At 65.9% G+C, this 22,533-nt stretch carries 19 protein-coding genes; 6 read left to right on the forward strand and 13 right to left on the reverse strand.

The window, feature by feature from the left end; all coding sequences use genetic code 11:
- Window positions 1-10 precede the first annotated feature (10 nt).
- From DOL89_RS04060 to DOL89_RS04080, 5 genes are all read right to left on the reverse strand, one after another.
- Window positions 11-337 (reverse strand): hypothetical protein, encoded by a 327-nt coding sequence (locus tag DOL89_RS04060; RefSeq protein ID WP_119677989.1) that lies wholly within the window; start codon window positions 335-337, stop codon window positions 11-13.
- Window positions 334-2,406 (reverse strand): TonB-dependent receptor plug domain-containing protein, encoded by a 2,073-nt coding sequence (locus tag DOL89_RS04065; protein ID WP_162937317.1) that lies wholly within the window; start codon window positions 2,404-2,406, stop codon window positions 334-336. The genes DOL89_RS04060 and DOL89_RS04065 overlap by 4 nt, the downstream gene beginning before the upstream one ends.
- 60 nt (window positions 2,407-2,466) lie before the next feature.
- Entirely contained in the window at window positions 2,467-3,873 is a 1,407-nt protein-coding gene (locus DOL89_RS04070; RefSeq protein ID WP_119677991.1) for a porin, read from the reverse strand.
- Window positions 3,874-4,125: 252 nt separating this feature from the next.
- The gene (gene fdhF / locus DOL89_RS04075) at window positions 4,126-6,885 is read right to left on the reverse strand and encodes a formate dehydrogenase subunit alpha (protein ID WP_119677992.1); all 2,760 of its coding nucleotides are present in this window, start codon (window positions 6,883-6,885) and stop codon (window positions 4,126-4,128) included.
- Complete coding sequence (locus DOL89_RS04080; protein WP_404813476.1) at window positions 6,882-8,417, reverse strand: NAD(P)H-dependent oxidoreductase subunit E; 1,536 nt, start codon at window positions 8,415-8,417, stop codon at window positions 6,882-6,884. Before DOL89_RS04080 ends, fdhF begins: the two co-directional genes overlap by 4 nt.
- A 240-nt stretch (window positions 8,418-8,657) precedes the next feature.
- Here DOL89_RS04080 and DOL89_RS04085 point away from each other — a divergent pair, with 240 nt between their 5' ends.
- Together DOL89_RS04085 and DOL89_RS04090 are read left to right on the forward strand one after the other, a co-directional pair.
- Window positions 8,658-9,551, forward strand: coding sequence for a LysR family transcriptional regulator (locus DOL89_RS04085; RefSeq protein ID WP_119677994.1), 894 nt, complete (start codon window positions 8,658-8,660; stop codon window positions 9,549-9,551).
- Window positions 9,552-9,616: 65 nt separating this feature from the next.
- Window positions 9,617-9,796, forward strand: coding sequence for a hypothetical protein (locus DOL89_RS04090; protein WP_119677995.1), 180 nt, complete (start codon window positions 9,617-9,619; stop codon window positions 9,794-9,796).
- A gap of 130 nt (window positions 9,797-9,926) precedes the next feature.
- On the opposite strand, the gene fghA is transcribed toward DOL89_RS04090, so the two are convergent.
- Both fghA and DOL89_RS04100 read right to left on the reverse strand, forming a co-directional pair.
- Complete coding sequence (gene fghA / locus DOL89_RS04095; RefSeq protein ID WP_119677996.1) at window positions 9,927-10,778, reverse strand: S-formylglutathione hydrolase; 852 nt, start codon at window positions 10,776-10,778, stop codon at window positions 9,927-9,929.
- A 141-nt stretch (window positions 10,779-10,919) separates the two neighbouring features.
- The gene (locus DOL89_RS04100) at window positions 10,920-12,035 is read right to left on the reverse strand and encodes an S-(hydroxymethyl)glutathione dehydrogenase/class III alcohol dehydrogenase (RefSeq protein ID WP_119677997.1); all 1,116 of its coding nucleotides are present in this window, start codon (window positions 12,033-12,035) and stop codon (window positions 10,920-10,922) included.
- 274 nt (window positions 12,036-12,309) lie between these two features.
- Between DOL89_RS04100 and DOL89_RS04105 the strand changes: the two genes are divergently transcribed.
- On the forward strand, window positions 12,310-12,666 hold the full coding sequence (locus tag DOL89_RS04105) for a phage terminase family protein (RefSeq protein ID WP_225889880.1): 357 nt from the start codon (window positions 12,310-12,312) through the stop codon (window positions 12,664-12,666).
- A gap of 69 nt (window positions 12,667-12,735) precedes the next feature.
- On the opposite strand, the gene DOL89_RS04110 is transcribed toward DOL89_RS04105, so the two are convergent.
- Complete coding sequence (locus DOL89_RS04110) at window positions 12,736-13,572, reverse strand: quinoprotein dehydrogenase-associated SoxYZ-like carrier (RefSeq protein ID WP_162937318.1); 837 nt, start codon at window positions 13,570-13,572, stop codon at window positions 12,736-12,738.
- Between the two features lie 5 nt (window positions 13,573-13,577).
- Entirely contained in the window at window positions 13,578-14,531 is a 954-nt protein-coding gene (locus DOL89_RS04115) for a quinoprotein relay system zinc metallohydrolase 2 (RefSeq protein WP_225889881.1), read from the reverse strand.
- Window positions 14,532-14,826: 295 nt separating this feature from the next.
- Between DOL89_RS04115 and DOL89_RS04120 the strand changes: the two genes are divergently transcribed.
- Both DOL89_RS04120 and DOL89_RS04125 read left to right on the forward strand, forming a co-directional pair.
- Window positions 14,827-16,029 carry an ABC transporter substrate-binding protein gene (locus DOL89_RS04120; protein WP_119677999.1) on the forward strand — a complete coding sequence of 401 codons (1,203 nt, stop codon included), beginning with the start codon at window positions 14,827-14,829 and terminating at the stop codon, window positions 16,027-16,029.
- A 144-nt stretch (window positions 16,030-16,173) separates the two neighbouring features.
- Complete coding sequence (locus DOL89_RS04125; protein ID WP_119678000.1) at window positions 16,174-17,154, forward strand: PQQ-dependent catabolism-associated beta-propeller protein; 981 nt, start codon at window positions 16,174-16,176, stop codon at window positions 17,152-17,154.
- A 2-nt stretch (window positions 17,155-17,156) separates the two neighbouring features.
- On the opposite strand, the gene DOL89_RS04130 is transcribed toward DOL89_RS04125, so the two are convergent.
- Complete coding sequence (locus tag DOL89_RS04130) at window positions 17,157-17,660, reverse strand: DUF3280 domain-containing protein (RefSeq protein ID WP_119678001.1); 504 nt, start codon at window positions 17,658-17,660, stop codon at window positions 17,157-17,159.
- A gap of 27 nt (window positions 17,661-17,687) precedes the next feature.
- Between DOL89_RS04130 and DOL89_RS04135 the strand changes: the two genes are divergently transcribed.
- On the forward strand, window positions 17,688-18,299 hold the full coding sequence (locus DOL89_RS04135) for a hypothetical protein (protein WP_162937319.1): 612 nt from the start codon (window positions 17,688-17,690) through the stop codon (window positions 18,297-18,299).
- A gap of 233 nt (window positions 18,300-18,532) precedes the next feature.
- Here the strand turns inward: DOL89_RS04135 and DOL89_RS04140 are convergent, their stop codons facing one another.
- The 3 genes from DOL89_RS04140 to DOL89_RS04150 all read right to left on the reverse strand — a co-directional run bounded on the left by DOL89_RS04140 (window position 18,533) and on the right by DOL89_RS04150 (window position 22,404).
- Window positions 18,533-19,852: a quinoprotein dehydrogenase-associated putative ABC transporter substrate-binding protein gene (locus tag DOL89_RS04140; RefSeq protein ID WP_119678003.1), complete on the reverse strand. Its 1,320-nt coding sequence runs from the start codon at window positions 19,850-19,852 to the stop codon at window positions 18,533-18,535.
- Between the two features lie 14 nt (window positions 19,853-19,866).
- Window positions 19,867-20,286 carry a c-type cytochrome gene (locus DOL89_RS04145; RefSeq protein ID WP_225889882.1) on the reverse strand — a complete coding sequence of 140 codons (420 nt, stop codon included), beginning with the start codon at window positions 20,284-20,286 and terminating at the stop codon, window positions 19,867-19,869.
- 285 nt (window positions 20,287-20,571) lie between these two features.
- On the reverse strand, window positions 20,572-22,404 hold the full coding sequence (locus tag DOL89_RS04150) for a methanol/ethanol family PQQ-dependent dehydrogenase (RefSeq protein WP_119678005.1): 1,833 nt from the start codon (window positions 22,402-22,404) through the stop codon (window positions 20,572-20,574).
- Window positions 22,405-22,533: the final 129 nt, after the last annotated feature.

Consider the following 22,533-nt stretch of genomic DNA (forward strand, 5'->3'; position numbering starts at 1 on the left):
TGGGACGCCGTCAGAAAGCCGCCGACGAGCCGAAGCTCGGACCCGTCACCTCCGTCGGCGGCATCAGCAGGCACGGGACCGGCAGAAGGTCGGTCCAGTCCGCCGATTGCTGGCTGCCCATGGATGGTATGTCGGCGCTCCACGCGTCGCCTGCGTCCTTCGCAATGCGGTAGCGCTCCTGGCGTTTCTCCCCCTCCCAGCCGCGATCCATTACCGTGACATCCACAACGACTCCGGCAGCATCCATCTCTGCCAGGATCAGGGTGTCGCCCATCTCCCAGATGGCTTGGCTGCCGGGGCCGAATCCGGCCAGTCCGATGTCCTCCAGCGTGCTCACCAGCGCCCCCGCAGTCCCACGATCCAGGTCCGGCCAGGGGCGACATTGATCAGCCCGTCGGCCCGGATGCCGGTTTCGATGGTGGCGTCGGTCAGGTTCTCCACCGTGGCGAACAGGTGTGTCTGGGGAGTCACGTCCCAGCCGGCGTAAAGGTCGGCGACGGCATAGCTCTCCAGTTCCTGGGCATTGTCGCTGCCCTCGAAGGCGTCGGTCGCCGCACGCACCTGAAGGCGCAGCAGCAGGGGCTCCACCGGCCGCCAGCTTGCCTGGGCAGTGCCTTGGTGGCGCGGGGTCTGGCCGGGTCGGTTGCCTTCCAGCCCTGGGAAGCCGTCCGCCTCCTCGATCTCCGCATCGCTGAAGAGATATGAAAGGTTGAAGGTCAGATTTTCGAGCGCCTGGACTTCAAGCTCCGCCTCAAGCCCGTCGACCACGACCTTGTCCAGGTTCAAGCGCTGGGCGAGGCTGCCATTCTCTGGCACGAAGATGCCCAGCGGGGCATAGAGGCCCGGCGTCCGGGTCAGCTCCACATTGTCCACCGCATCGCGGATGATGGCGCGGAACACGGTGGCGGACAGGTTGATGCCTGACGTGGGCGTGTAGCGAAGACCGACTTCGCCGCCGATCAGCTCCTCCGGGTCCAGGTCGGGATTGGCCTCGGTAATGTCGTTGCCGACGCGGAACGGGCGGTAGAGCTCGTTCAACGTCGGCAGGCGGAAGCCTGTATAGGCCGCGACCCGCAGGCCCAGATCGGGCAGGGCCTGCCAGTCAGCGCCGATGCGGCCGTTCAGCACCGTGCCGTCACGGTCGCCGATGTCATCCTCGCGCAGCACGGCATCGGTCAGGATTACGCGCTCGCTCCGCTCCCCGTTGGAGTTTTCCCACCGGTCCACGCGCAGGCCAGCGGTTACGGCCAGGGCTTCCTGCGGTGTCCAGGCATGTTCGGCGAAGGCGCCTGCGATGAGCTGTTCGCCGCCCGCCGTACGCTCTCGGGTAAAGGCGTCGTTCTGGAAGAAGAAGAGTTCGTTGGTCTCCCCCTCCGTCCAGCGGACATCGACGCCGATATCGGTGCGATGGTTGGGCGCGGGGGTCAGGCCGACCTGGAGCACGCCGCCATAGGCCGTGCTGGGAACATCATACTGGTCCAGCGCCGGGGTCTCGGCGGTGCGGTCGTCATTGACGCCGCTGAAGGTGCTCTCGAAATCCCAGTCGCGGGCGTAAAGCACAGCTTCCCACGGAATGGAACCGCCGCCGACCAGTCGCAGGCTTCCTTCCAGGGCGTCGGTCGCGTTTTCGGTATAGGGGGTGCCGTTGCCGCGATGCTCCCGGAAGGCGGAGAGCTTGGCGGTGGCGCGGACATTGCCGATGTCGGTGGCGGCCAGCGCATCGGCCCAGTAAGCCTCGCTGTCGGCATCGATGTCGATGGGGCCGCGGAATTCCTCGCCGACGACCTTCTGCCCGCCGGTGCTGAAGGCGCTGGCGGTCAGGCCCAGATCGAAGCCGCCGGCGCTGCCGCCGATGCCAGCCACCGCCTGCACGGTCTCGTCCGACCCGGCAGCGAACTCTCCGAAGATGCCTTCCGGCTTGCGCGTCTCAATGCGCACCGTACCGGCCAGGGCCGCATTGCCCCATGGTCCAGCGCCGCCGCCACGCGTGATCACCACCCGCTCCGCCGCTTCGGTCGGCAGGCGGGACCAGTAGACCCAGCCGCCAAAGGGATCGTTCACCGGCACGCCATCCACAAGCACCAGCGTGCGGCCAGCTCCATTGGGGCCGAGGCCGCGCAGGGATACGCCCTGGGTGGTGGGCTGGGCGATGCGGCTGCCATTGCGGCGGAACAGACCAAAGCCAGGAACCGCGCGTAGGGCCTCATCCAGGCGCCGTTGCGGGGCGCTTGCCAGATCGGCCGCATCGATCACGGTCGGGCCGAATGGCCGCTCATAGGCTGGGACGCCGCCGCGCCGGCCTGTCACGATGATCTCATCCACCACATTCGTCTGTGCCTGCGCCACAGTGGACGCGAGGAGGAGAGGTAGGGAAGCGAGGCTGGCGGCGACTTTCTTATTCTTCATCATCATCCGGCTGTAACGGGATGGGGGACGCGCCGGTCGGCGCGTCCCCCAGGGTGCTTGCTAGAAGAAGAGGATAGCACCCAGAGCGATGGCATCGGAATCGATCTCGTTTCCGTTCTGGGCTTCCGATGTGGTGTTGATGTACTCGCCGATCAGCGTGACCCAGTCGGTCAGCGCGTACTGGACCTGCCCGACCCAGGACTTGTTGACGTCCAGCAGGGTGGGATTGACCTCGCCCGGCGCCAGATCCAGCCGGCTCTCGCCATAGCTGGCCGCCAGCGTGAGCTTGGGCATCACCTCGAACGAGCCCTGGACATAGAAGCCGTCGCTGTCGCGCTCGTTCCCGGCCGCATCGGTGGCCAGGATGAACAGCCCGGTCGTGCCCAGCCCCTCGCCGGTGTAGTAGTAGCCCACGAACCCGGCCGGCCCGAAGGTCAGCTTCGCCCCCACATCGTAGCCGGTGCCGCGGTACCCGCCCACCGTGCCCACCGGATCGTGGTCCTGGGTGATCATGCTGGCCCACAGCTTGCCGCCCAGACCCTGCACGAAGCCGGCGGACCCGAGATCGTAGGTCAGCTCGGCCTGGAAGCCGGGCTCGTCATTGACCTCGTTGGCGCCGGCCGTGACCAGCGGCTGGAACACGCCCACCGCCGCCTGGAAGCCGGCGAAGCTGGGGGTGGTGTAGGTGATCTGCGGCTGGAAGTCGGTGTAGACGTAGCCCAGCCCGATGCGGCCCAGGCTGGTGTTGCTGGGCGCGGCGTTGCCGCCGGCCGTGCCGACGCTGAGCAGGGTGATGTCGTTCAGGATGGCTTCGGAGCCGAACAGGCCGATGTCGCGGCCGATCTTCAGCTCGCCCAGCTCGGGCCGTGCGATAGTGAGGTAGGTCTGGCGGAAGTCGATGCCGGAGGTGGCCAGGGCCGCGGGCACGCCGGGCGAGTTGGCGCCATTGTCCCAGCTCACGCTGTTGATGCCGGGATAGATACCGAAATGCGCCCCCACCTCCCAGCCGTCCTGGACGGTGGTGATGTCGAACTTCAGGAAGCCCGGCAGCAGGCCGTTGCGGATCGAGGTGCTGTCGCCGGCCCCGGCCAGGCCGCCCACGACCGCGCCGGGATTGTCGTCGCCCCATTCATGCACATAGTAGCCGTTGATGGAGCCGGAGAGCTTGACCTCGACCTCGCCGACCCGGAAGCCCACCCCGCTTTCGGTGCGCTGGATCATGGTGCTGGGGTCGATGGCCTGGGCCGGGCTGACGGTGGGCTGGCTCTGCACGCCCTGGGCCGTCGCCTTCTCCTCCGCCCGCTTGCGGTCCAGCAGGACGTTGTACTCGCCCTGGCTCAGAATGCCCTTCTCCCGCAACTGGCGCAGAAGATCGTCCGTCACATCCGCCCGCGCAGGACCCGCAAAACTCAGCGCAAGCGTTCCAGCCAGCCCGATCGCAGCCGGCAACACGGCTTTCCTGGTCATCGTCGCCTCCCGTTGTGGCTCTGCCGGGCCGGCAGTACCGAAGCGCGCCTGCCCGGCGAGTCGTTCTTGTGCGGATTTACCTTACTGAATGACCAAAGCAAATTCGCTGTTCAAAAACGGACTAGACCAAAGAAAGATAGGACTGTGTCATGAAAAACACGGAATTGAGAGAAGGATGGATGCTGCATATGCGAACATCCATCCCACTTTATTTTGGAGTCTTCTTCAGATGAAACTCCCTACCGCGACCATTCAGGCGGCCTCCACTCTGGAGATGCTGGCTGCACAGATCTTGAACTCCGGAATTTTCCCGTACGGGTCCAGGGCCGGATTGGTCAGCAGGTTGGCCGCGGCTTCGCGGTAGCAGAAGGGGATGAAAGCGCTGCCAGGAGACACGTTCTGGTCGGGACGCGCTTCAAGCTCGATCGTGCCGCGACGGGTCGAAACCCGTACCTTGCTGCCGGCCTCAAGGTTCATCCGCCGCATGTCCTTGCGGGACAGGGACACGAAGGGCGTCGGCTCCAGCGCGTTCAGCATGCCGGCCCGCCGGGTCATGGCGCCCGTATGCCAGTGCTCCAGCACGCGGCCGGTGGTCAGCAGGATCGGATAATCCGCGTCGGGCGACTCGTCCGGCGGCACTAGCTGCACCGATGCCAGCCGTGCGCGGCCGTTGGCGGTGGGGAAGGCGTCGCCGAAGATGATCTCCTTGCCCACGCCCGTCTCCGGGTCCAGCGGGTAGGTAACGGAGTCGCGCTCCTCCAGCATTTCCCAGGTGATGCCGGCCAGGGACGGCATCAGGGATGCCATTTCGGTGAAGACCTCCGACGCCGGCCGGTGCGTCCATGGCAGTCCCAGGCGGATGGCCATCTCTTCCACGATCCAGAGGTCCTGGCGCGCCTCGCCCGGCGGGTCGATGGCCTGCCGGCCGATCTGGATGCGGCGGTCGGTATTGGTGAAGGTGCCCGTCTTCTCCGGGAAGCCGCTGGCCGGCAGGACCACGTCGGCATAGGCCGCCGTCTCCGTCAGGAACAGGTCCTGCACCACCAGATGCTCCAGCGAGGCCAATGCCGCGCGGGCATGGGCCAGATCCGGGTCGGACATGGCCGGATTCTCACCCATCACATACATGCCGCGGATATCGCCGGCCTCCATGGCCTTCATGATCTCCACCACCGTCAGGCCGGGGGCGGGGTCCAGCGCGGCGCCCCAGGCTTCCTCGAACAGTTCCCGCACCGGGACGGAATCGACCCGGCGGTAGTCGGGATAGACCATCGGGATCAGGCCGGCGTCGGAAGCGCCCTGGACGTTGTTCTGCCCGCGCAGCGGATGCAGCCCGGTACCGGGCCGGCCGACCTGGCCGGTCAGAAGCGCCAGCGCGATCAGGCAGCGGGCATTGTCGGTGCCGTGGACATGTTGGCTGATGCCCATGCCCCAGAAGACGATGGAGGCTCGGGAGGTGGCATACATCCGGGCGACCTCGCGGATCACCTCGGGCTCGATCCCGCAGACCGGCGACATGGCTTCCGGCGTGAAGGCCAGGATGTTCTGCGCGAACTCCTCGTACCCGTCCACATGGGCCTGGACATATTGCCGGTCGACCAGACCTTCCGTGACGATCACGTTCAGCATGGCGGAGAGCAGGGCCACGTCGCTGCCGCCCTTGATCCGCAGGCTGTGGCTGGCGAAGCGGTCCAGACGCTGGCCGCGCGGATCGGCCACGATCAGCTTGGCCCCCTTGCGGGCCGCGTTCTTGATGAAGGTTGCGGCGACCGGGTGGTTCACCGTCGGGTTGGCGCCGATGATGAAGATCACCTCCGCATCCAGCGCCGCCTGCACCGGGGCGGTGACCGCGCCGGACCCGATCCCCTCCATCAGCGCCGCGACGGAGGAGGCGTGGCAGAGGCGGGTGCAGTGGTCGACATTGTTGCTGCCGAAGCCGGTGCGGACCAGCTTCTGGAACAGATAGGCCTCCTCGTTGGAGCCTTTGGCGGAACCGAAGCCGGCGAGCGCGTGACCGCCATGGGTATCGCGGATGCGGCGGAGGCCGCCCGCGGCGCGCTCCAGCGCCTCCTCCCAGGTGGCTTCGCGGAAATGGGTCCAGGGGTTGGCCGGATCGATGATCTGGGCGTCGTCGGCCCGCTTCGGCATGTCGTCGCGCCGGATCAGCGGCACGGTCAGCCGCTCCGGATGGCGCACATAGTCGAATCCGAAGCGGCCCTTGACGCAGAGGCGGTTGGCGTTGGCCGGGCCGTCGCGCCCATCCACAGCGATGATGTCGTTGTCCTTGACCTCGAAGGTCACCTGACAGCCGACGCCGCAATAGGGGCAGACGCTGTTCACCGACTTGTCAGGCACCAGCGCGACGGTGCCGGTATCGTCCAGAACCTTGGCCGGCAGCAGCGCGCCGGTGGGGCAGGCCTGCACGCACTCGCCGCAGGCGACGCAGGAGCTGTCGCCCATCGGCTGGTCGAAGTCGAAGACCGGCAACGTGCCGGCCCCGACATAGGCCATGCCGATGACGTCGTTGGCCTGCACCTCGCGGCAGCCGCGGGCGCAGAGGCCGCACTGGATGCAGGCGTCGAGCTGCACCGCCATGGCGGGATGGCTGAAATCCGGGGCCGGCTGCCGCTCGCGCGTCGGGAAGCGGCTGGTCTTCAGGCCCAGCCGGTCGGCCCAGTTCCAGAAATGGCTGTGCGGATCATGGGCATCCTCCCGCGCCGGCTGGTCGGCCAGCAGCAGTTCGAACACCATCTTCTGCGCCTTGCTGACGCGCGGGTTCAGGAAGCTGACCTCCATCCCCTCCGCCGGCGTGCGGCGGCAGGAAGGGGCAAGCACCCGCTCCCCCTTGATCTCGACCACGCAGGCGCGGCAATTGCCATCGGGGCGGTAGCCCGGCTCCGGACGGTGGCAGAGGTGCGGCACCTGGAAGCCGTAGCGGCTGGCCACGTCGAAGATGGTCTCCCCCTCGCGGGCGGTGACCTCGCACTTGTCCAGGAGGAAATTGATACTCATCGAACTTCCTCCGGGAAGTGGCGCAACAGGCTTTTGAAGACATTGGGCGCGGCCTGTCCCAGGCCGCAGATGCTGGCATCCGTCATGCAGGCCCCGAGTTCGGTCAGCAGCGGCGCGTTCCAGCTCGGCGCGTGCATTAGCGCCAGCGCCTTGCCGGTGCCGACCCGGCAGGGCGTGCACTGGCCGCAGCTCTCATGTTTGAAGAAGGCCATCAGATTGCGGGCCGCGTCGGCCAGATCGTCCTTGTCGGACAGGACGATCACGGCGGCGCTGCCGATCATGCCGCCATGCTCCTCCAGCGTGCCGAAATCGAGCGGCTGGTCGGCCAGATATGCAGGCAGGATGCCGCCGGAGGCGCCGCCGGGCAGGAACGCCTTCAGCGTGTGGCCCGGGGCCATGCCGCCGCAATGCTCCTCGATCAGCTCCCGCAGGGAGATGCCGGCGGGGGCAACCTTCATGCCCGGCTCCGCCACCCGGCCGGAGACGGAGAAGGAGCGCAGACCCTTGCGGCCGTTCCGGCCGAAGCCGGCGAACCAGTCGGGACCGTTCTCCAGCAGGGCGCGGATCCAGTACAGGGTCTCAACATTGTTGATCAGCGTGGGACGGTCGAACAGGCCGACCTGGCTGGGGTAGGGAGGCTTCTGCCGCGGCAGGCCGCGCTTGCCCTCCAGCGCCTCCAGCATCGCCGACTCTTCGCCGCAGATGTAGTTGCCGGCTCCGCGGCGCAGTTCGATCCTCGGCAGCTTCAGCCCGAGCGCGGCCAGCTTCGGGATTTCCGTCTCCAGGATGCGGCGGATATGGTCGTACTCGTCGCGCAGGAAGAAGTAGCAGGCCTCAGCCCCCACTGTGATAGCGCCGATCAGCATGCCCTCAAGCACCCGGTGGGGATCGGTCTCCAGATGGACGCGATCCTTGAAGGTGCCGGGCTCGCTCTCGTCCGAGTTCACGGCCATCAGCTTCGGGCCGGTCTCCGCCCGCACAGCGGTCCATTTGCGGCCCGTCGGGAAGCCGGCGCCGCCGAGCCCGCGCAGCCCGGCCTCATGCAGGACGCCAAGCACCCAATCGGCATCCGTCTCGCCGCGCACCAGCGCCTGGAGCCGGTGATAGCCGCCTTCCGCCAGATAGGCGTCGAAGTCGATGACCGGCCGGTCCTTCGGCGGGGGAGCGGCCAGAACCTCCGCCACCGCGTCTGGCTCCAGATCGGTCAGGACCTGCTGCCGGACCCGGCCGCAAGGAGCAGCCTCGCACCGGCCGAGGCAGGCGACACCCTCCACCTCGAACTGCCCGCCGAAGGCCTCGCGCAGGACTTCCAGCCGCTCCGGCGCGCCAACGATGTGGCAGGCCAGGCTGGTGCAGACCTGCAGCACCGGCTTCGGGTCGGACGCGGCTTCGCGGATGCGGAAGCCGTGATAGAAGGTCGCCACTTCATAGACCGCCGCGCGCGGCAGGATCAGTTCCGCCCCCAGGACGTCCAGATCGTCCAGGGTCAGATACCCCTGCTGATCCTGGATACGATGCAGTCTTTCTATCAACTGCGACGTATCCGGCTTGGGACGTTCCGGTACGGCGGGGCGATCGGCTGCCCCCGGTTCAACAATGTGCATTCTCGACCGGTCCTGGTCACGGGGCGCGATGGGCGACGCGCGAAGGGCCGGACAGACCCCCCGCTAATACGGAGAGTCACACGGAAGGGAAGAGCCAATCAACAAACCCGCTCCATGCTGCAATAGAGATCGTCTATCATGGCGGCAATAATCCGGGAGGTTACCGCCATGATCGATAAGCTTGAGCTATTCATCACCCTGGCGCGGGAGCAGCATTTTGGTCGGGCGGCAGAGGCTTGCGGCGTTACCCAGCCTACGCTTTCCGCGGGTTTGCGCCAGTTGGAGAACACGCTCGGCGTTCTGCTGGTCCAACGAGGCTCCCGCTTCCAGGGGCTGACGCCGGAGGGGGAGCGGGTGCTGGAATGGGCCCGTCGCATCGTGGGCGACGCCCGTGCGATGAAGCAGGACATCTACAGCATGCGACATGAGCTGACAGGCCATCTTCGCATTGCAGCGATTCCAACGGCCCTCGCCGTGGTGCATGAGATCACCAATCCATTCCGGGATCGGCACCCCAATGTGCGCTTCACCGTGATCTCCTGCACCTCGCACGAGATTCTGGAGCAGTTGGAGAATCTGGAGATCGATGCCGGCCTCAGCTACCTGGACAATGAGCCGTTGGGCAAGGTCCGCACGGTGCCGCTGTACCGGGAGCGCTACATGCTGATCACCTCCCGCGACAGCACTCTGGGCGACCGCAAGCAGGTCACATGGGCAGAGGTGGGGCAGATTCCGCTCTGTCTCTTGACTCCGGACATGCAGAACCGGCGCATCATCGACAAATTCCTTGGCCTCGCCCCGGAGAAGCGGTCGCCGATGCTGGAGAGCAACTCCATGATCGTGCTCTACGCCCATGTGCGGACGGGCCGCTGGTCCAGCATCATGCCGGAGAAGCTGGCGAGCACGCTTGGCCTGACCGACAGCATGCGCGCCATCCCCATCACCGCGCCCGACGCGCTGAACACGGTCGGCCTGGTCGTCGCCCACCGCGACCCCAGCACGCCGCTGGTCAGCGCCCTGTTGCAGGAAGCGAAGCAGGTGGCGCGCGTGCTGAACGGGTGAGCAGTACGGTTTCCAGCGCGATTATCGCGGCAGCTCCTGTTGAAAAGCAAACAGGAGGTATTGCCATGGCAGACACGCCGAAATCACCCGAGGTCCCGCGCCCGCCATCGAAGGAAGGGGTGGAGCAGATCAGCCGGGCACAGGAGATGCTGGCCGACGACTGGACCGGCGATGGGCCGGAGCAGGGAAATCAGGATCAGGCAGGGCAGGAGCAGCCGAAGACGCCCAGGAAGCCTGAGGGCTGAGGGGTAGGATGTCCGACGCCGGAGAAAGCACCTGCGATGTGTCGGACCTTGTTTTGCTCGATCCACCCTACGAGGCCAATCCGGACACCATGTAAAAAAGGGGACACCCGGCGGGGTGTCCCCTTTTGCATCAGAGCTTCGAGGCGTGGTGCTTCAGATGGTCGTCGATCACGGTCTGGATGAAGAAGTAACCGTGGTCATAGCCCTCGTGCCGGCGGACGGTCAGTTCCTGGCCGGCATCGCCGCAGGCGGCTTCCAGCGCCTCGGGCTTCAGCTGATCCTCCAGGAACTTGTCGGCCAGTCCCTGGTCCACCAGCACGGGGCCGGGGAAGCGCTTGCCGGACTTCACTAGTTCCGAGGCATCGTACTCCGCCCACTTGGAGCGGTCGTGGCCCAGATAGTTGGAGAAGGCCTTCTCGCCCCACGGCACCTGCGTGGGATTGGAGATCGGGGCGAGGGCGGAAACCGACTTGAACCGGTCGGGATAGCGTAGCGCCAGGGTCAGCGCCCCGTGCCCGCCCATGGAGTGACCCATGATGCCCAGCCGGCCGAGGTCGGCGTTCGGGTACTCCGCCTCCACCGCCTCCAGCAGGTCGCCGGTGACATAGGCCTCCATGCGGAAATTCTCGGTCCAGGGAGCACGCGTGGCGTTCAGGTAGAAGCCGGCGGCCTCACCGAAGTCCCAACTGTCGCGGATGCCGGGAAGGTCCAGGCCGCGCGGGCTGGTGTCCGGGGCGATCAGCATGATGCCGAGCTCGGCGGCCATGCGCTCCGCCCCGGCCTTGATCAGGAAAGTGGTCTCGTCGCAGGTCAGGCCGGCCAGATAGATCACGACCGGGACCTTGCCCTTCTCCGCCTGGGGAGGGACGAAGACGCCGAACTTCATCGGAGTCTTGGTGGCGGCGCTGTCATGCTGGTGGTAGCTGACCCAACCGCCGTAGCAACGGTGGCGGGACAGGGTCTGGATGGACGTGTCGGCCATGGGATTCCTCGTTGCTGGGGCTGATCGACATGGGCAGAACCGTGCGTCGGATTGAGCTGTGCCGCAACCCGACGCTCGGATAACGCAGATGCAAACGGCGCCGGCCTGGGAAAGGCGCGGCGCCGTTCACATCCCGGCGGATCAGCCGTAATTGACGACGGAGCGAATGGACTTGCCCTCGTGCATCAGGTCGAAGGCGTGATTGATCTGCTCCAGCGGCATCACATGGGTGATCAGATCGTCGATATTGATCTTACCCTCCATGTACCAGTCGACGATCTTCGGCACGTCGCGGCGGCCGCGGGCGCCGCCGAAGGCGCTGCCCTTCCAGACGCGGCCGGTGACGAGCTGGAACGGACGGGTGGAGATCTCCTGGCCGGCGGCGGCGACGCCGATGATGATCGACTGGCCCCAGCCGCGATGGCAGCATTCCAGTGCCTGACGCATCAGATGGACGTTGCCGACGCACTCGAAGCTGTAATCCACGCCGCCATCGCTCAGGTCGATGATGGCCTGCACCACCTTGTCGCGGCCGACCTGGTCGGGGTTGACGAAGTGGGTCATGCCGAACTGGCGGGCCATCTCCTCACGGGCGGGATTGATGTCCACGCCGATGATCTTGTCGGCGCCGACCATGCGGGCCGCCTGGATCACGTTGAGGCCGATGCCGCCGAGACCGAACACGGCCACGGTCTCACCGACCTGCACCTTGGCGGTGTTGATGACCGCGCCCACGCCGGTGGTGACGCCGCAGCCGATGTAGCAGACCTTCTCGAACGGCGCATCCGGACGGATCTTCGCCAGCGCGATTTCCGGCAGGACGGTGTGGTTGGAGAAGGTGGAGCAGCCCATGTAGTGGAACAGCGGCTTGCCATTCAGGCTGAAGCGGCTGGTGCCGTCGGGCATCAGGCCCTTGCCCTGGGTGGCGCGGATGGCCGTGCAGAGATTCGTCTTGCCGGAGAGGCAGGATTTGCACTGGCGGCATTCCGGCGTGTAGAGCGGAATCACATGGTCGCCCGGCTTCAGGCTGGTGACGCCCGGACCGACTTCCAGCACCACGCCCGCGCCCTCATGGCCCAGGATCGAGGGGAAGAGGCCTTCCGGATCGGCGCCCGACAGGGTGTAGGCATCGGTATGGCAGATACCGGTGGCCTTGATCTCCACCAGCACTTCGCCGGCCTTGGGACCTTCCAGGTCGACTTCCACGACTTCCAACGCCTGACCGGCACCCAGTGCCACCGCCGCCCGCGTCTTCATACTGAAACCTCCCTTGATCGCTGCCGGGCCGGTCGGCCGGCAGCCTAGCGTGTTGATTCGTCTGCATCGGAGCGTCAGGGCGCGGAACGGCCCCGGACGCTGTCCGGTCACTCGGAACGGCCTGCATGCTTTCATGAAATTGCGGCCCGGTGCAACAAAGGGCCGCCGTGCTGCGATAGAAACCTTCTATCAATCATTCGGCGAGGACGTTGCTCCGACGATGCGTCCGGCGCATGATGGTGCTCGGAATTCCGCTCCGGAAAGGATCATGAGGATGCACCGTCTTCTCCTCCCCGTCCTGCTGCTCGCCGCTGCTCCGGCCGTGGCGCAGGAGGTGTCAGGGAACGACTATCCCACAGAGGCGCGGGTCGAGTACGTGATGGCCTGCATGGCCAGCAACGGCAACACGCTGGACGCCCGCCGCGAATGCTCATGCAGCATCGACGTCATTGCCGACTATATCAGCTACCGCGACTATGAGGCGGTGGAGACCGCCATGGCCATGCAGCAGATGCCGGGCGAGCGCGCCGGCATGATGCGCGGCGTCGGCTGGATGAAGGACCTGCTGGAGCGCTTCCGTCAGGCGCAGGTCGAGGCCGATCTGGAGTGCTTCCGGCGCAAGGGCGAGTAACCGTGAGAAGAGCGCAATCCCCTCTCACTCCGGCGGGGAGGGGAGGACGTTTGCCGTTAATGCCAACCTTTACGCCGGCGGAGCGCCCACGGGCCAGGACTGGCGGAAGGTGGCGCCCTTGCTGTCCACAGCTTCAACCTCCAGCATGCCTTCTGCGTCGGGCACGAAGCGGAAATGCAGGCTCGGGTCCTCGCTCATCGAGATGTCGGTCTTCACGTCCAGCACGGGCGCGCCATTATATCGGATGCTGACCCGCTCGATGTAATGGGGCTGGATGTAGGTCCGGGTGATCTGGTCGAACTGCAGGCCGCTGTTGTTCGGATGGCTGATCAGTGCCTGCGCCTCCACCGGCTGTCCGGCGCGGATGTCGGTGGGAAGGTTCAGCTTCATCCGGCCCATGCGGGCGAGCGCCTGTTCCGGGTCCTTCAGGGCAGGGGCGGAGCAGCCGCCGGAGGCCTTCACGAAGGCCGAGGTTTCCAGCAACCGGCCCGATTCCGTCTCGGCCAGCGCATGGACATGCGTGTACTGGTCGACGCGGACGCGGGTTTCCAGCATGTGGGGAAGGCCGCGCTCCCCGATCTCCGCCGTGAAGACCAGCGGCACGGGGTTGTCGTCCACCAGCAGATGCAGCCGCCGCACCGGGTCGCCCTGCTGCGGAGCGACGTGGATGGCGATTGGCACCAGGGCCGCGTCGGCGGCCCGGTACGGGGCCTCAAGCCGCAGCATGTCGCCGGCGGGTTCGGCCGCGCGGCCGGGGAAGTAGGTCTCCAGCAGCTCGGTCCAGCGCGCCCGGTCAGCTTCCGTCATCTCCGTCGCCGGAGGCGGCGCGGCAATGGCGGGCGTGCCGGCCAACAGCGCCAGCACCACGGCGGCGCGGCCGGTTCGGATCAGCATGGATGAGCACATGGCGGCTACTCCCATTCCAGCTCGGCAAAAGCGGCAGTGACCAGTTGCGGATGGCTGGTCTGCCACAGCTCCCACTTGGTCTTCTCGTCGGCCGCAGCCAGTTCCACGGCGCGGGTCAGGCCGGCTCGTTCCTGCAACAGGTCGCGGATGTCTTCCGTGACGACGTGCAGGTAGGCCTGCAACGTCTCGACGGCTGCCGGCCAGGGGGATACGGGGCCATGGCCAGGAACGGCGCGCGTCGCCGGCTGGTCCGCCAGCGCGTCCAGCACCTGCTGCCAGCCGAGGATGCTGCCGTCCAGGGACGGGTGCCGCTCCACGAACAACAGGTCTCCGGTGAACAGGGTGCCGGTCGCCTCGTCCAGGACCGTCAGGTCATTATTGGTATGGGCGGTCGGGTGTGCGGTCAGCAGCAGCGTCCGGTCGCCCAATTCCAGATGCAGCGTGTCACGCACCATGATGGTCGGCAGATGCTGATCCGGAGCTTCCGGCAATCCGGACGCCCAGTCTGCGGCGCGGTTGCGGTAGCTTTCCCAACGGCGGGCCAGCGCGTCGGGCAGGTTCGCGTGCCCGACGATCTCCGCGCCCGCCGCCCGGAATACGGCGTTGCCCAGTACATGGTCCGGATGCATGTGGGTGTTCACCACATAGCGAATCGGCAGGCTGGTCCTGGCTCGGATCGCGGCCTGGAGCCGCCGGGCGATTTCCGGCGAGCTGCCGCTGTCCACCACCGCCACCGCTGCGGTTCCGATGATGAAGGCCAGGTTGGCGATGTCGCCCCCATTGGACTTGTCCGACTCCTGATGCACGCCCTGATGCACATGGATGCCGGGCGCAATTTCGGTCATCTTCAGCGGGGCAGGGCCTGCGAGGGCTGCCGATACCGCCAGCGCCAGCAACATCAGGCCAGCCGTCATGACGGCGGCAATGGTCGGGTTCGGCTGTCCGGCGGGTAGGCGCATCCAATCCTCACCAGAAGGAGGTAACTCCCGCGCACCGCACCTCGTCTGAATAGTTTCGAGGCAAATAATGCCCGTGCGGCTTGCGCATTGAATGCAGTGCAAAAGAAATCGCGTATTGATGCTGCGCTGCAAAAGAATACGGCCGTTTTATGATAGCGGAATTGAAAGGTTCCATGAACCGCATAATTCGTGCTTGTATCGTCTGGGTCGGAAAGGGCGGAGTTACCTTTCGTAAGCCTCTGGAATTACAGTGGGGAGATCGATCGGCATGTGGATCGGAAAGTGTCGTCGAGGGATGCTTGCGCCCGCGATGGTGCTCCTTGCGGTGCTGGGCATCGCGCCGCTGTCATCGGCCCAGGCCCAGTCGGGTGCTGCACAGCCCACCCGCATCGCCATCGGCTATCTGGGCCGGGAGGAGGCGCCGCGGACGCCGCTGACCTTCCTGCATCCTGAGCTGACGGACGAAGGGGTGCAGGGCGCGCGGCTTGGCGTCCAGGACAACAACACGACCGGCCGCTTCATGAATCAGAGCTTCGAGCTGGTGGAGCAGGTCGTTCCCCGTGGCGGGGATGTGGCCGCACCGGTGCAGGCGCTGGCGGAGCAGGGCGTGCGGCTGCTGGTGGCAGACCTGCCGGCGGAGGAGCTGAATGCGCTGCTGGACCAGCCCGCGGCCAAGGACATGCTGGTGTTCAATGCCCGCGCCAAGGATGACGAACTGCGGAACGCGCAGTGCCGGGCGAACCTGCTGCACACGATCCCCAGCCGCCGCATGCTGGCGGACGGGCTGGCGCAGTATCTGAAATGGAAGCGCTGGGACCGCTGGATGCTGGTGGTGGGGAAGTACCCCGAGGACAAGGCCTATGCCGACGCCCTGCGCCGCGCCGCCAAGAAGTTCGGCGCCCGCATCGTGGACGAGAAGGAATGGACCTTCGAGGAAGGCAACCGCCGGTCCGACAGCGGCCATACCACGGTGCAGTCGCTGGTGCCCACGGCCACCCAGGGCGACGAGCACCAGGTGTTGGTCGTGGCGGATGAGCGGGACATCTTCGGGGAGTATCTGCCCTATCGCACCTGGCTGCCGCGGCCGGTGGCGGGGACCCACGGGCTGGTGCCCACGGCCTGGGACCGGGTGCATGAGCAGTGGGGCGCAACCCAGATGCACAGCCGGTTCGAGAAGCTGGCCGGGCGCTGGATGACCGAGCGGGACTATGCTGCCTGGGTCGCTGTCCGCGCGGTGGGGGAAGCGGCGACCCGGACCAAATCCACCAGCCCCGACGAGCTGGCGTCCTTCATTCAGGGAAAGGACTTTAATGTGGCCGGCTTCAAAGGGCAGGCGCTGACATTCCGCGACTGGAACGGCCAGCTTCGCCAGCCGATCCTGCTGGCCGGCCCCCGCATGCTGGTCTCCGTATCCCCGCAGGAGGGATTCCTGCATCCGGTCAGCCTGCTGGACACGCTGGGCGATGACCGGGCGGATTCGACCTGTGAGCGGGGCTGAGGATTGCCGTAGGTCGCAAGAAGCCGTAGGCGGATTGCGACGTCCCGCAGCCCGCATGAAGATGTCGCAATCCGCTCCGCTGCTTGCGACCTACGGAGTACAGGCGCCGAAATGAAAAGAACATCGATCAGGGAGGTTGAGACCATGTTGCAGAAGAGCCTGCTGGCCGCCACGGCATTGGCAGTGTGCATGACCCTGCCGTGGCCGGCAGCGGCTTATCAGATCTTCATCTCGAACGAGAAATCGAACGATGTCGTCATCGTGGATTCGGAAAGCCTGGAGGTGGTCAACCGGATCGAGGTGGGCCGGCGGCCGCGCGGCATCACCTTCAATCATGATGGCAGCCTTCTCTATGTCTGTGTCGGCGACGACAATCGGATCGACGTGATCGACACCAGCAGCGCGAAGGTGGTCGGCAGTCTGCCGTCCGGCCCCGATCCGGAGCTGTTCGTCCTGCACCCGAACAAGCCGATCCTCTATGTCGCCAATGAGGACGACAACATGGTCACCGTGGTCGATATCGAGCGCGGGGTCACCATGGGCGAAATCCTGGTGGGGGTGGAGCCGGAAGGGATGGGGATCAGCCCGGATGGCAAGACCCTGGTGAACACCTCCGAAACCACCAACATGGCTCACTTCATCGATACGGATACGCTGGAGATCACGGACAACGTCCTGGTCGACAGCCGCCCGCGCGTGGCCCAGTTCACCAACGACGGCCGCTTTGTCTGGGTGAGCTCCGAGATCGGCGGGACGGTCAGCATCATCGACACTTCGACCCGCCAAGTCGTGCATAAGATCGAATTCTCGCTTCCGAGCATTCCGAAGGAAGCCGTCCAGCCGGTGGGCATCCAGCTCACCTCCGACGGGAAGCGCGCCTTCGTGGCGCTGGGACCGTCCAACCGGGTGGCCGAGATCGATCAGCAGACCTATGAGGTGAAGCGCTACCATCTGGTGGGGCAGCGGGTCTGGAACTTGGCGCTCTCGCCCGATGAAAGCCGGCTCTACACCACAAACGGGGTCAGCAACGATGTCACCGTGATCGATGTCGAAGCCGGCAAGCCCATCAAGAGCCTGCCGGTGGGCGATGCGCCTTGGGGCGTGATCGTGAAGCCGAAAAGCTGATGTCAGAGATCGAGCTTGTTCCTGGCGAGCCAGCGGACGCCATGCAGCCACGATTCGTCGTTGTCGCCGCGGATATCGGCCCCGGCCATGGTGAAGACCTCGCCCGTGGCCACATTCTGGCCGACGATCTGAATCTTCAGAATCAGCGTGCTGATCTTATGGACCACGGCGATGAAGGAGACATCTCCATCCAGGGCCTTGGCCACGTCCCGCTCACAGCCGTTGCATTTGTAGAGCGGGCCGAGGCTGGCGATGTGCTCCGCCTCGGGCGCGAGATCCACGGCCGCGTACTTCGGCGAGGCGTCGATCAGCCGGCGCAGCTCGTCGCTGACGAGGTCGATCCGCTTCTCCAGCGCGGGGTTGGAGCCTTCGCCGCTGGTGTCATACAGCTCCACATCGAAGACCACCGCCCGCTGTTCGGCGGCTGCCGTCTGATCCTGCGCAAGGGCGGGAAGGGCGGGCGCCAGCAGGGCGGAAAACAGAGCGGGAATCGCAAGATGGCGCATGATGATCGGTGGTCCTGGTCAAGAGGAATGAGCGCAGTGCTCGCCCTTGCAACAGGGCTTGCCATGGCCGTCCCGGCCCCTGCGGTGGCTGCAACCTCCACCGATCCGGACTGGCCGTGCGTGCGGGTGATGGTGCCGGAAATGTCGCCCGGGCTGATCTGGAGCGGGCCGCCAATCGATGGCATCGATCCGACAGCATGGCAGAAGGACCCGGAGGTGCGGGACCTCGTGCTGCGCGTAACGGACCGGCGGGTTCCGCCGGACAAGGCCGCGGCCGCCATCAACGAATTCGCGGCGGGGCTGACGCCGGAGGAGAAAACGGATCGGCTGGTGCTGCTGTTCAGCGGCGCCTTCCACACCTTGCAGGAGGAGCGCGGAGACAGTCTGGAGGCGATCCGGCGTTACGCGGCCGGTCAGCGGACCATGCTGGACCGGATCTCCGGTCATCTGAAGCAGATGGAGACCCAGCAGGAAGGAACGCCGGACTGGCAGCGGACTGCGGACGAGCTTGCGACCGACCGCAGGGTCCTGGATGAGCGCCGGCGCATGTTGACGGCCGTGTGCGACCGCCCGGTTCTTTTCGAACAGCGCCTGGGAATCCTGGCCCGCACCATCGCCCCGCATCTTCCGGCGGAATAGAAGCGCCGGAAACTGGCGGACGGTGGGGAGTAGGGGGAGCGGCAGCGCGGCTCGGAAGCCCGCTGTCGCGCTCCGGCCTGCGGCGTTCTTGCGACCTGCAGTCCTGAGCGGGGACTTCATCGTCCGTTGGGCAGGTCGAGCCCGGGGAGATGATCCGACGCCACGGTGAGGAACTGTCACCACTATGTCGGATTGGCGCTCTGTTCGATCCGACCTACGGGGTGCGGCCATGCTCACCCCTTGGCAGGGCCGCCGTCCCAGGGTGTGGCCGGCGCCAGGGCACGCCGGGCATCGGTCCAGCCATCTGTTCCGTCGGGGTACCAAGCAACATTGGTGTAGCCCAGTTCCAGCGCCCGCTTTGCAGCATTCCAGCTCATCCAGCAATCGCGACGGCAGAAGAAGACCAGCGGAGCGGTATGGTCGCCCCCGGTCACCTGCTCCAGGCCCCGTTGGAAATATTCGGCCTGCTCCGCCGTTGGTTCACCCCAACCCGTGTCGGGCAGCCAGATGGCGCCGGGCAGAGATTCATGGGGCCGCGGCAGCCAAGCGCCTTCGCGCCCTTCCGGCTGCGGCGCCTTGGGCGGCAGGACATCGATCAGCAGCGGATCGTTCGGGCCGGCCAGCAGGCGCACCACATCGGGCGTCGTCAGCACCTGCGCCCCCGCCAGCGTGGCCGGTACGGGCGCCAGATAATCCGCCTTCCGATAGTCCGCCGGTTCCGGCGCTGCGGCCTGGATCAGCTTGCCATTTCGGTCAAGCAGAGGGACGCCGTATTCGTTCAGCAGCGCGTCGATTCGGGGCTGATTGGCCTTGATCCAGTCATTCAGCCAGTGCTTCCACTCCGGCTCCTCCGGGCGGATGCCCATGGAGATATGGAAGGTCATGCGCTGACCGCCCGGTTCCTCCGTCAGGGGGACGACCGTCAGCGGCACCTGCTGCTGCTTCGCCCAGTAGGCGGCGAGGGGCCCCCAGAGCACGGCGGCGTCGGTCAGGCCCGCAGCCACGTCCTCGACAGCCTGACGGGCCGGTTGCAGGCTGCGCGTGTCCACTGCGAGCTGATAGGGCTCGATGTTGGTGAGATCGTTCATGAACAGGAAGTCGATTGCGGGCGTCTGCGCCACGATCCCGATGCGCGCGCCTTTCAGGCTGGGGTCCTTCAGCGTCCGTGCGCTGATCCCGCCGCCTTCCCGGTAAACCAGAGCGTAGGTGGAACGGTAATAGGGGTTCGTATTCTGCATCAGGGCTTCGCCGGAGGCGGTGCCCATGACGATGTCGCACTTGCGCGAACCCAGCGTGTTGCGCACGAAGCCGATGGTCTGCGGCCACCAAGTGTAGGTGACCTCGACTCCCAGATCGGCGGCGATCATCTCTGCCAGCTTGTTCTCGAACCCTTCCCCCTTCTCATTGGAATAGGGGAGGGAGTTCGGATCGGCGCAGACGCGGAGCTGGTCACGTCCGGTCTGCTCGATGGCGGCGCCGGCCGGAGCCGACGCCAGCAGGATTGCCGCCAGTGCGGGGACGAAGGCGGGCAGTCCGCGGATCATGCGCGCCATCGTTTCCCTCCGCTTTAGCTGCCCATCCGGGCCGGGCGACCGCGGTCCACCTCGCCGTCCGAACGGCCCTTGAGGTAGCGGTAGATATCGTCGAGATGCATCATTACGTTGGGGTCGAGACCGAAGCTTGGCATCACCCTCTCTCCGCCGGCTCCTTCCACCTTGCGGCCGTTGGTGACCACATCTGCGAAGGCGACGTAGTCGAGCCGCTTCAGGCTCTCCGTCAGGTTCGGTGCGAAGCTGCCGCCCAGCCCGTCGGGGCCGTGGCAGACGTGACAGGAATTGTGATAGCGGCGATAGCCGTTATAGGTGCCCTTGTCGACCTTGCCGTCCTGGACCTCGTAGGTCGGCAGTCCCTCATCGTCGACGGGTGCATCCTGGGCGGAGACGGGAGCTGCAAATGCCACGGCGGCCAGAAGCATCGCCGGGATCATGAATATCGACTTCGACCGCATAGTGATCCTTTCACCCTCGATAGCGAATTGTCGTGCAGGCGCTGTCGTCACCGCTTGCGGTGGGGACCTGTTCGGGAGAGCCCAAGGTATTCCGCCTTGAGCATCAGGGACATCCCGGATCTGCGATCCTGCAGGTCTTGGGCCGTTTCTCATTCGGCCCGAAGGGGCGGCAGGGTTCATCCTGTCGCCCCTTGCCGGAGCCGGCCGGGTCCTGGGACCCGGCCGTTCGGAATGCGCCATGAGCGGCGTCGTAGAAGGCCGACCTTACTTCGCCGAAGCCTGACGGCTGCGGCTCGGCACTTCGAACACGGTCAGCACGCCGCCGAGCTGGGTGTATTCGCCCAGGCTGGAGTGCGCGCCGACAGCGCCGAGGCCTTCCTGCGGGTTGGTCAGACCGGCCGCGAGGCCGATGCCGGCCCAGCCGCCGATGCCGGACAGCACGGCGACGTACTGCTTGCCGTCATGCATGTAGGTGTTGACGTTGCCGATGATGCCGGACGGGGTCTTGAAGCGCCACAGCTCCTTGCCGTTCTCCATGTCGAAGGCAACGAGGTGACCCTCAAGCGTGCCGTAGAAGCCGACGCCGCCCTTGGTGGTCAGAGCGCCCGACCAGACCGCGAACCGCTCCGGGATGGACCACTTGACCTTGCCGGTGGCGGCGTCCCAGGCGATGAAGTTGCCCATGCCGCCATGGCTGTTCGGGGCCGGATACATGGACAGGGTGGCGCCCACATAGGGCTGACCCGCCTGGTAGGAGACCTCGAAGGGCTCATAGTCCATGCAGATGTGGTTGGTCGGCACGTAGAACAGGCCGGTATCCGGCGAGAAGCTGGCCGGCTGCTGGTCCTTGGAGCCGAGTGCGGCCGGGCAGACGCCCTTGGTGTTCACGTCCGGGCCGTTGGCGAAGGTGCTGTACTCCTTCACCACCTGCGGGCGGCCGGTCTTCATGTCCACATGCGTGGCCCAGTTGACCGTCGGGTCGAACTTCTCCGCGACCAGCAGTTCGCCGGTCTTGCGGTCCAGCGTGTAGCCGAAGCCGTTGCGGTCCAGGTTGACCAGGACCTGGCGCTTCTTCCCGCCGATCTCGATGTCGGCGAGAATGTTCTCGTTCACGCCGTCATAGTCCCACTCGTCGAAGGGGGTCTTCTGGAAGACCCACTTGGCCTCACCCGTGTCGGCGTCGCGGGCGAAAATGGTCATGGACCACTTGTTGTCGACGGGCTTGCCGTCCTTCGCGCGCTGGGCCGGGTTCCAGGTGCCCGGGTTGCCGGTGCCGTAATAGACCAGGTTGGTTTCCGGATCGTAGGTGTACCAGCCCCAGGTGGTGCCGCCGCCGATCTTCCACTCATCCCCGTTCCAGGTGGAGACGCCGAGATCTGCCTCGCCGATGGGCTTGCCCATCATCAAGGTCTTCTTCGGATCGATCTTCACGTCCTTGTCGGGACCGGTGGAGTAGGCGCGCCAGACCTGCTTGCCGGACTTGACGTCATAGGCGGTCAGGTGACCGCGAACGCCGAACTCACCGCCGGAGATGCCGACCAGGACCTTGTCCTTGATGACGACAGGGGCGGCGGTCAGCGTCTCGCCGCGGGTATGGTCGCCGTTCTTGGCGGACCAGACGACCTTGCCGCTTTCGGCGTCGAGCGCCACCAGCGTGTTGTCGGCCTGGGCCAGGAAGATCTTGCCGTCAGCGAAGGCAACGCCGCGATTCACGGTGTCGCAGCACATGACCGGAATGACGTTCGAGTCCTGGGTCGGCTCGTACTTCCACTTGATGCGCCCGTCTTCCTTCAGGTCGAGCGCGTAAACGGCGTTCGGAAACGGCGTATGCAGGTACATGGTGTCGCCGATGACCAGCGGCCCGCCCTCATGACCGCGCAGAACGCCGGTGGAGAAGGTCCATGCGACCCTCATGTCCTGGACGTTCTGCTTATTGATCTGGTCCAGCGGGCTGTACCGATGACCTGCGTAATTGCCAAGCTGCATCGCCCAATTGTTCGGGTCCTTTACCAGCTTCATCACGCCATCGTTCGCGTGCGCCGGCATCGCGATGAGCAGCGCTGCAGATGCCAACAAGCACCGAGTGAACGCTTTCATGTGATGTTCCTCCCGCAATCTGTTCTGGTAAACGCTTTGCGCGCTACCCCCTTATCCTGGCCCGCCCGTGATCGCGATACCGGCTAGCCTGAGGCAAACCGTAGCACCGCGTTTCAGGTGCGGCAATAG

It is taken from the genome of Indioceanicola profundi (assembly GCF_003568845.1).
Lineage (GTDB): Bacteria > Pseudomonadota > Alphaproteobacteria > Azospirillales > Azospirillaceae > Indioceanicola > Indioceanicola profundi.

Coding starts and splice junctions, on each gene's coding strand:
- DOL89_RS04110 (WP_162937318.1), bottom strand. CDS start 13,572: ATGTGCTCATCCATGCTGATCCGAACCGGCCGCGCCGCCGTGGTGCTG.
- DOL89_RS04100 (WP_119677997.1), bottom strand. CDS start 12,035: ATGAAGACGCGGGCGGCGGTGGCACTGGGTGCCGGTCAGGCGTTGGAA.
- DOL89_RS04150 (WP_119678005.1), bottom strand. CDS start 22,404: ATGAAAGCGTTCACTCGGTGCTTGTTGGCATCTGCAGCGCTGCTCATC.
- DOL89_RS04125 (WP_119678000.1), top strand. CDS start 16,174: ATGTTGCAGAAGAGCCTGCTGGCCGCCACGGCATTGGCAGTGTGCATG.
- DOL89_RS04090 (WP_119677995.1), top strand. CDS start 9,617: ATGGCAGACACGCCGAAATCACCCGAGGTCCCGCGCCCGCCATCGAAG.
- DOL89_RS04105 (WP_225889880.1), top strand. CDS start 12,310: ATGCACCGTCTTCTCCTCCCCGTCCTGCTGCTCGCCGCTGCTCCGGCC.
- fghA (WP_119677996.1), bottom strand. CDS start 10,778: ATGGCCGACACGTCCATCCAGACCCTGTCCCGCCACCGTTGCTACGGC.
- DOL89_RS04130 (WP_119678001.1), bottom strand. CDS start 17,660: ATGCGCCATCTTGCGATTCCCGCTCTGTTTTCCGCCCTGCTGGCGCCC.
- DOL89_RS04140 (WP_119678003.1), bottom strand. CDS start 19,852: ATGGCGCGCATGATCCGCGGACTGCCCGCCTTCGTCCCCGCACTGGCG.
- DOL89_RS04085 (WP_119677994.1), top strand. CDS start 8,658: ATGATCGATAAGCTTGAGCTATTCATCACCCTGGCGCGGGAGCAGCAT.
- DOL89_RS04115 (WP_225889881.1), bottom strand. CDS start 14,531: ATGCGCCTACCCGCCGGACAGCCGAACCCGACCATTGCCGCCGTCATG.
- DOL89_RS04135 (WP_162937319.1), top strand. CDS start 17,688: ATGAGCGCAGTGCTCGCCCTTGCAACAGGGCTTGCCATGGCCGTCCCG.
- DOL89_RS04120 (WP_119677999.1), top strand. CDS start 14,827: ATGCTTGCGCCCGCGATGGTGCTCCTTGCGGTGCTGGGCATCGCGCCG.
- DOL89_RS04065 (WP_162937317.1), bottom strand. CDS start 2,406: ATGAAGAATAAGAAAGTCGCCGCCAGCCTCGCTTCCCTACCTCTCCTC.
- DOL89_RS04145 (WP_225889882.1), bottom strand. CDS start 20,286: ATGATCCCGGCGATGCTTCTGGCCGCCGTGGCATTTGCAGCTCCCGTC.
- fdhF (WP_119677992.1), bottom strand. CDS start 6,885: ATGAGTATCAATTTCCTCCTGGACAAGTGCGAGGTCACCGCCCGCGAG.
- DOL89_RS04070 (WP_119677991.1), bottom strand. CDS start 3,873: ATGACCAGGAAAGCCGTGTTGCCGGCTGCGATCGGGCTGGCTGGAACG.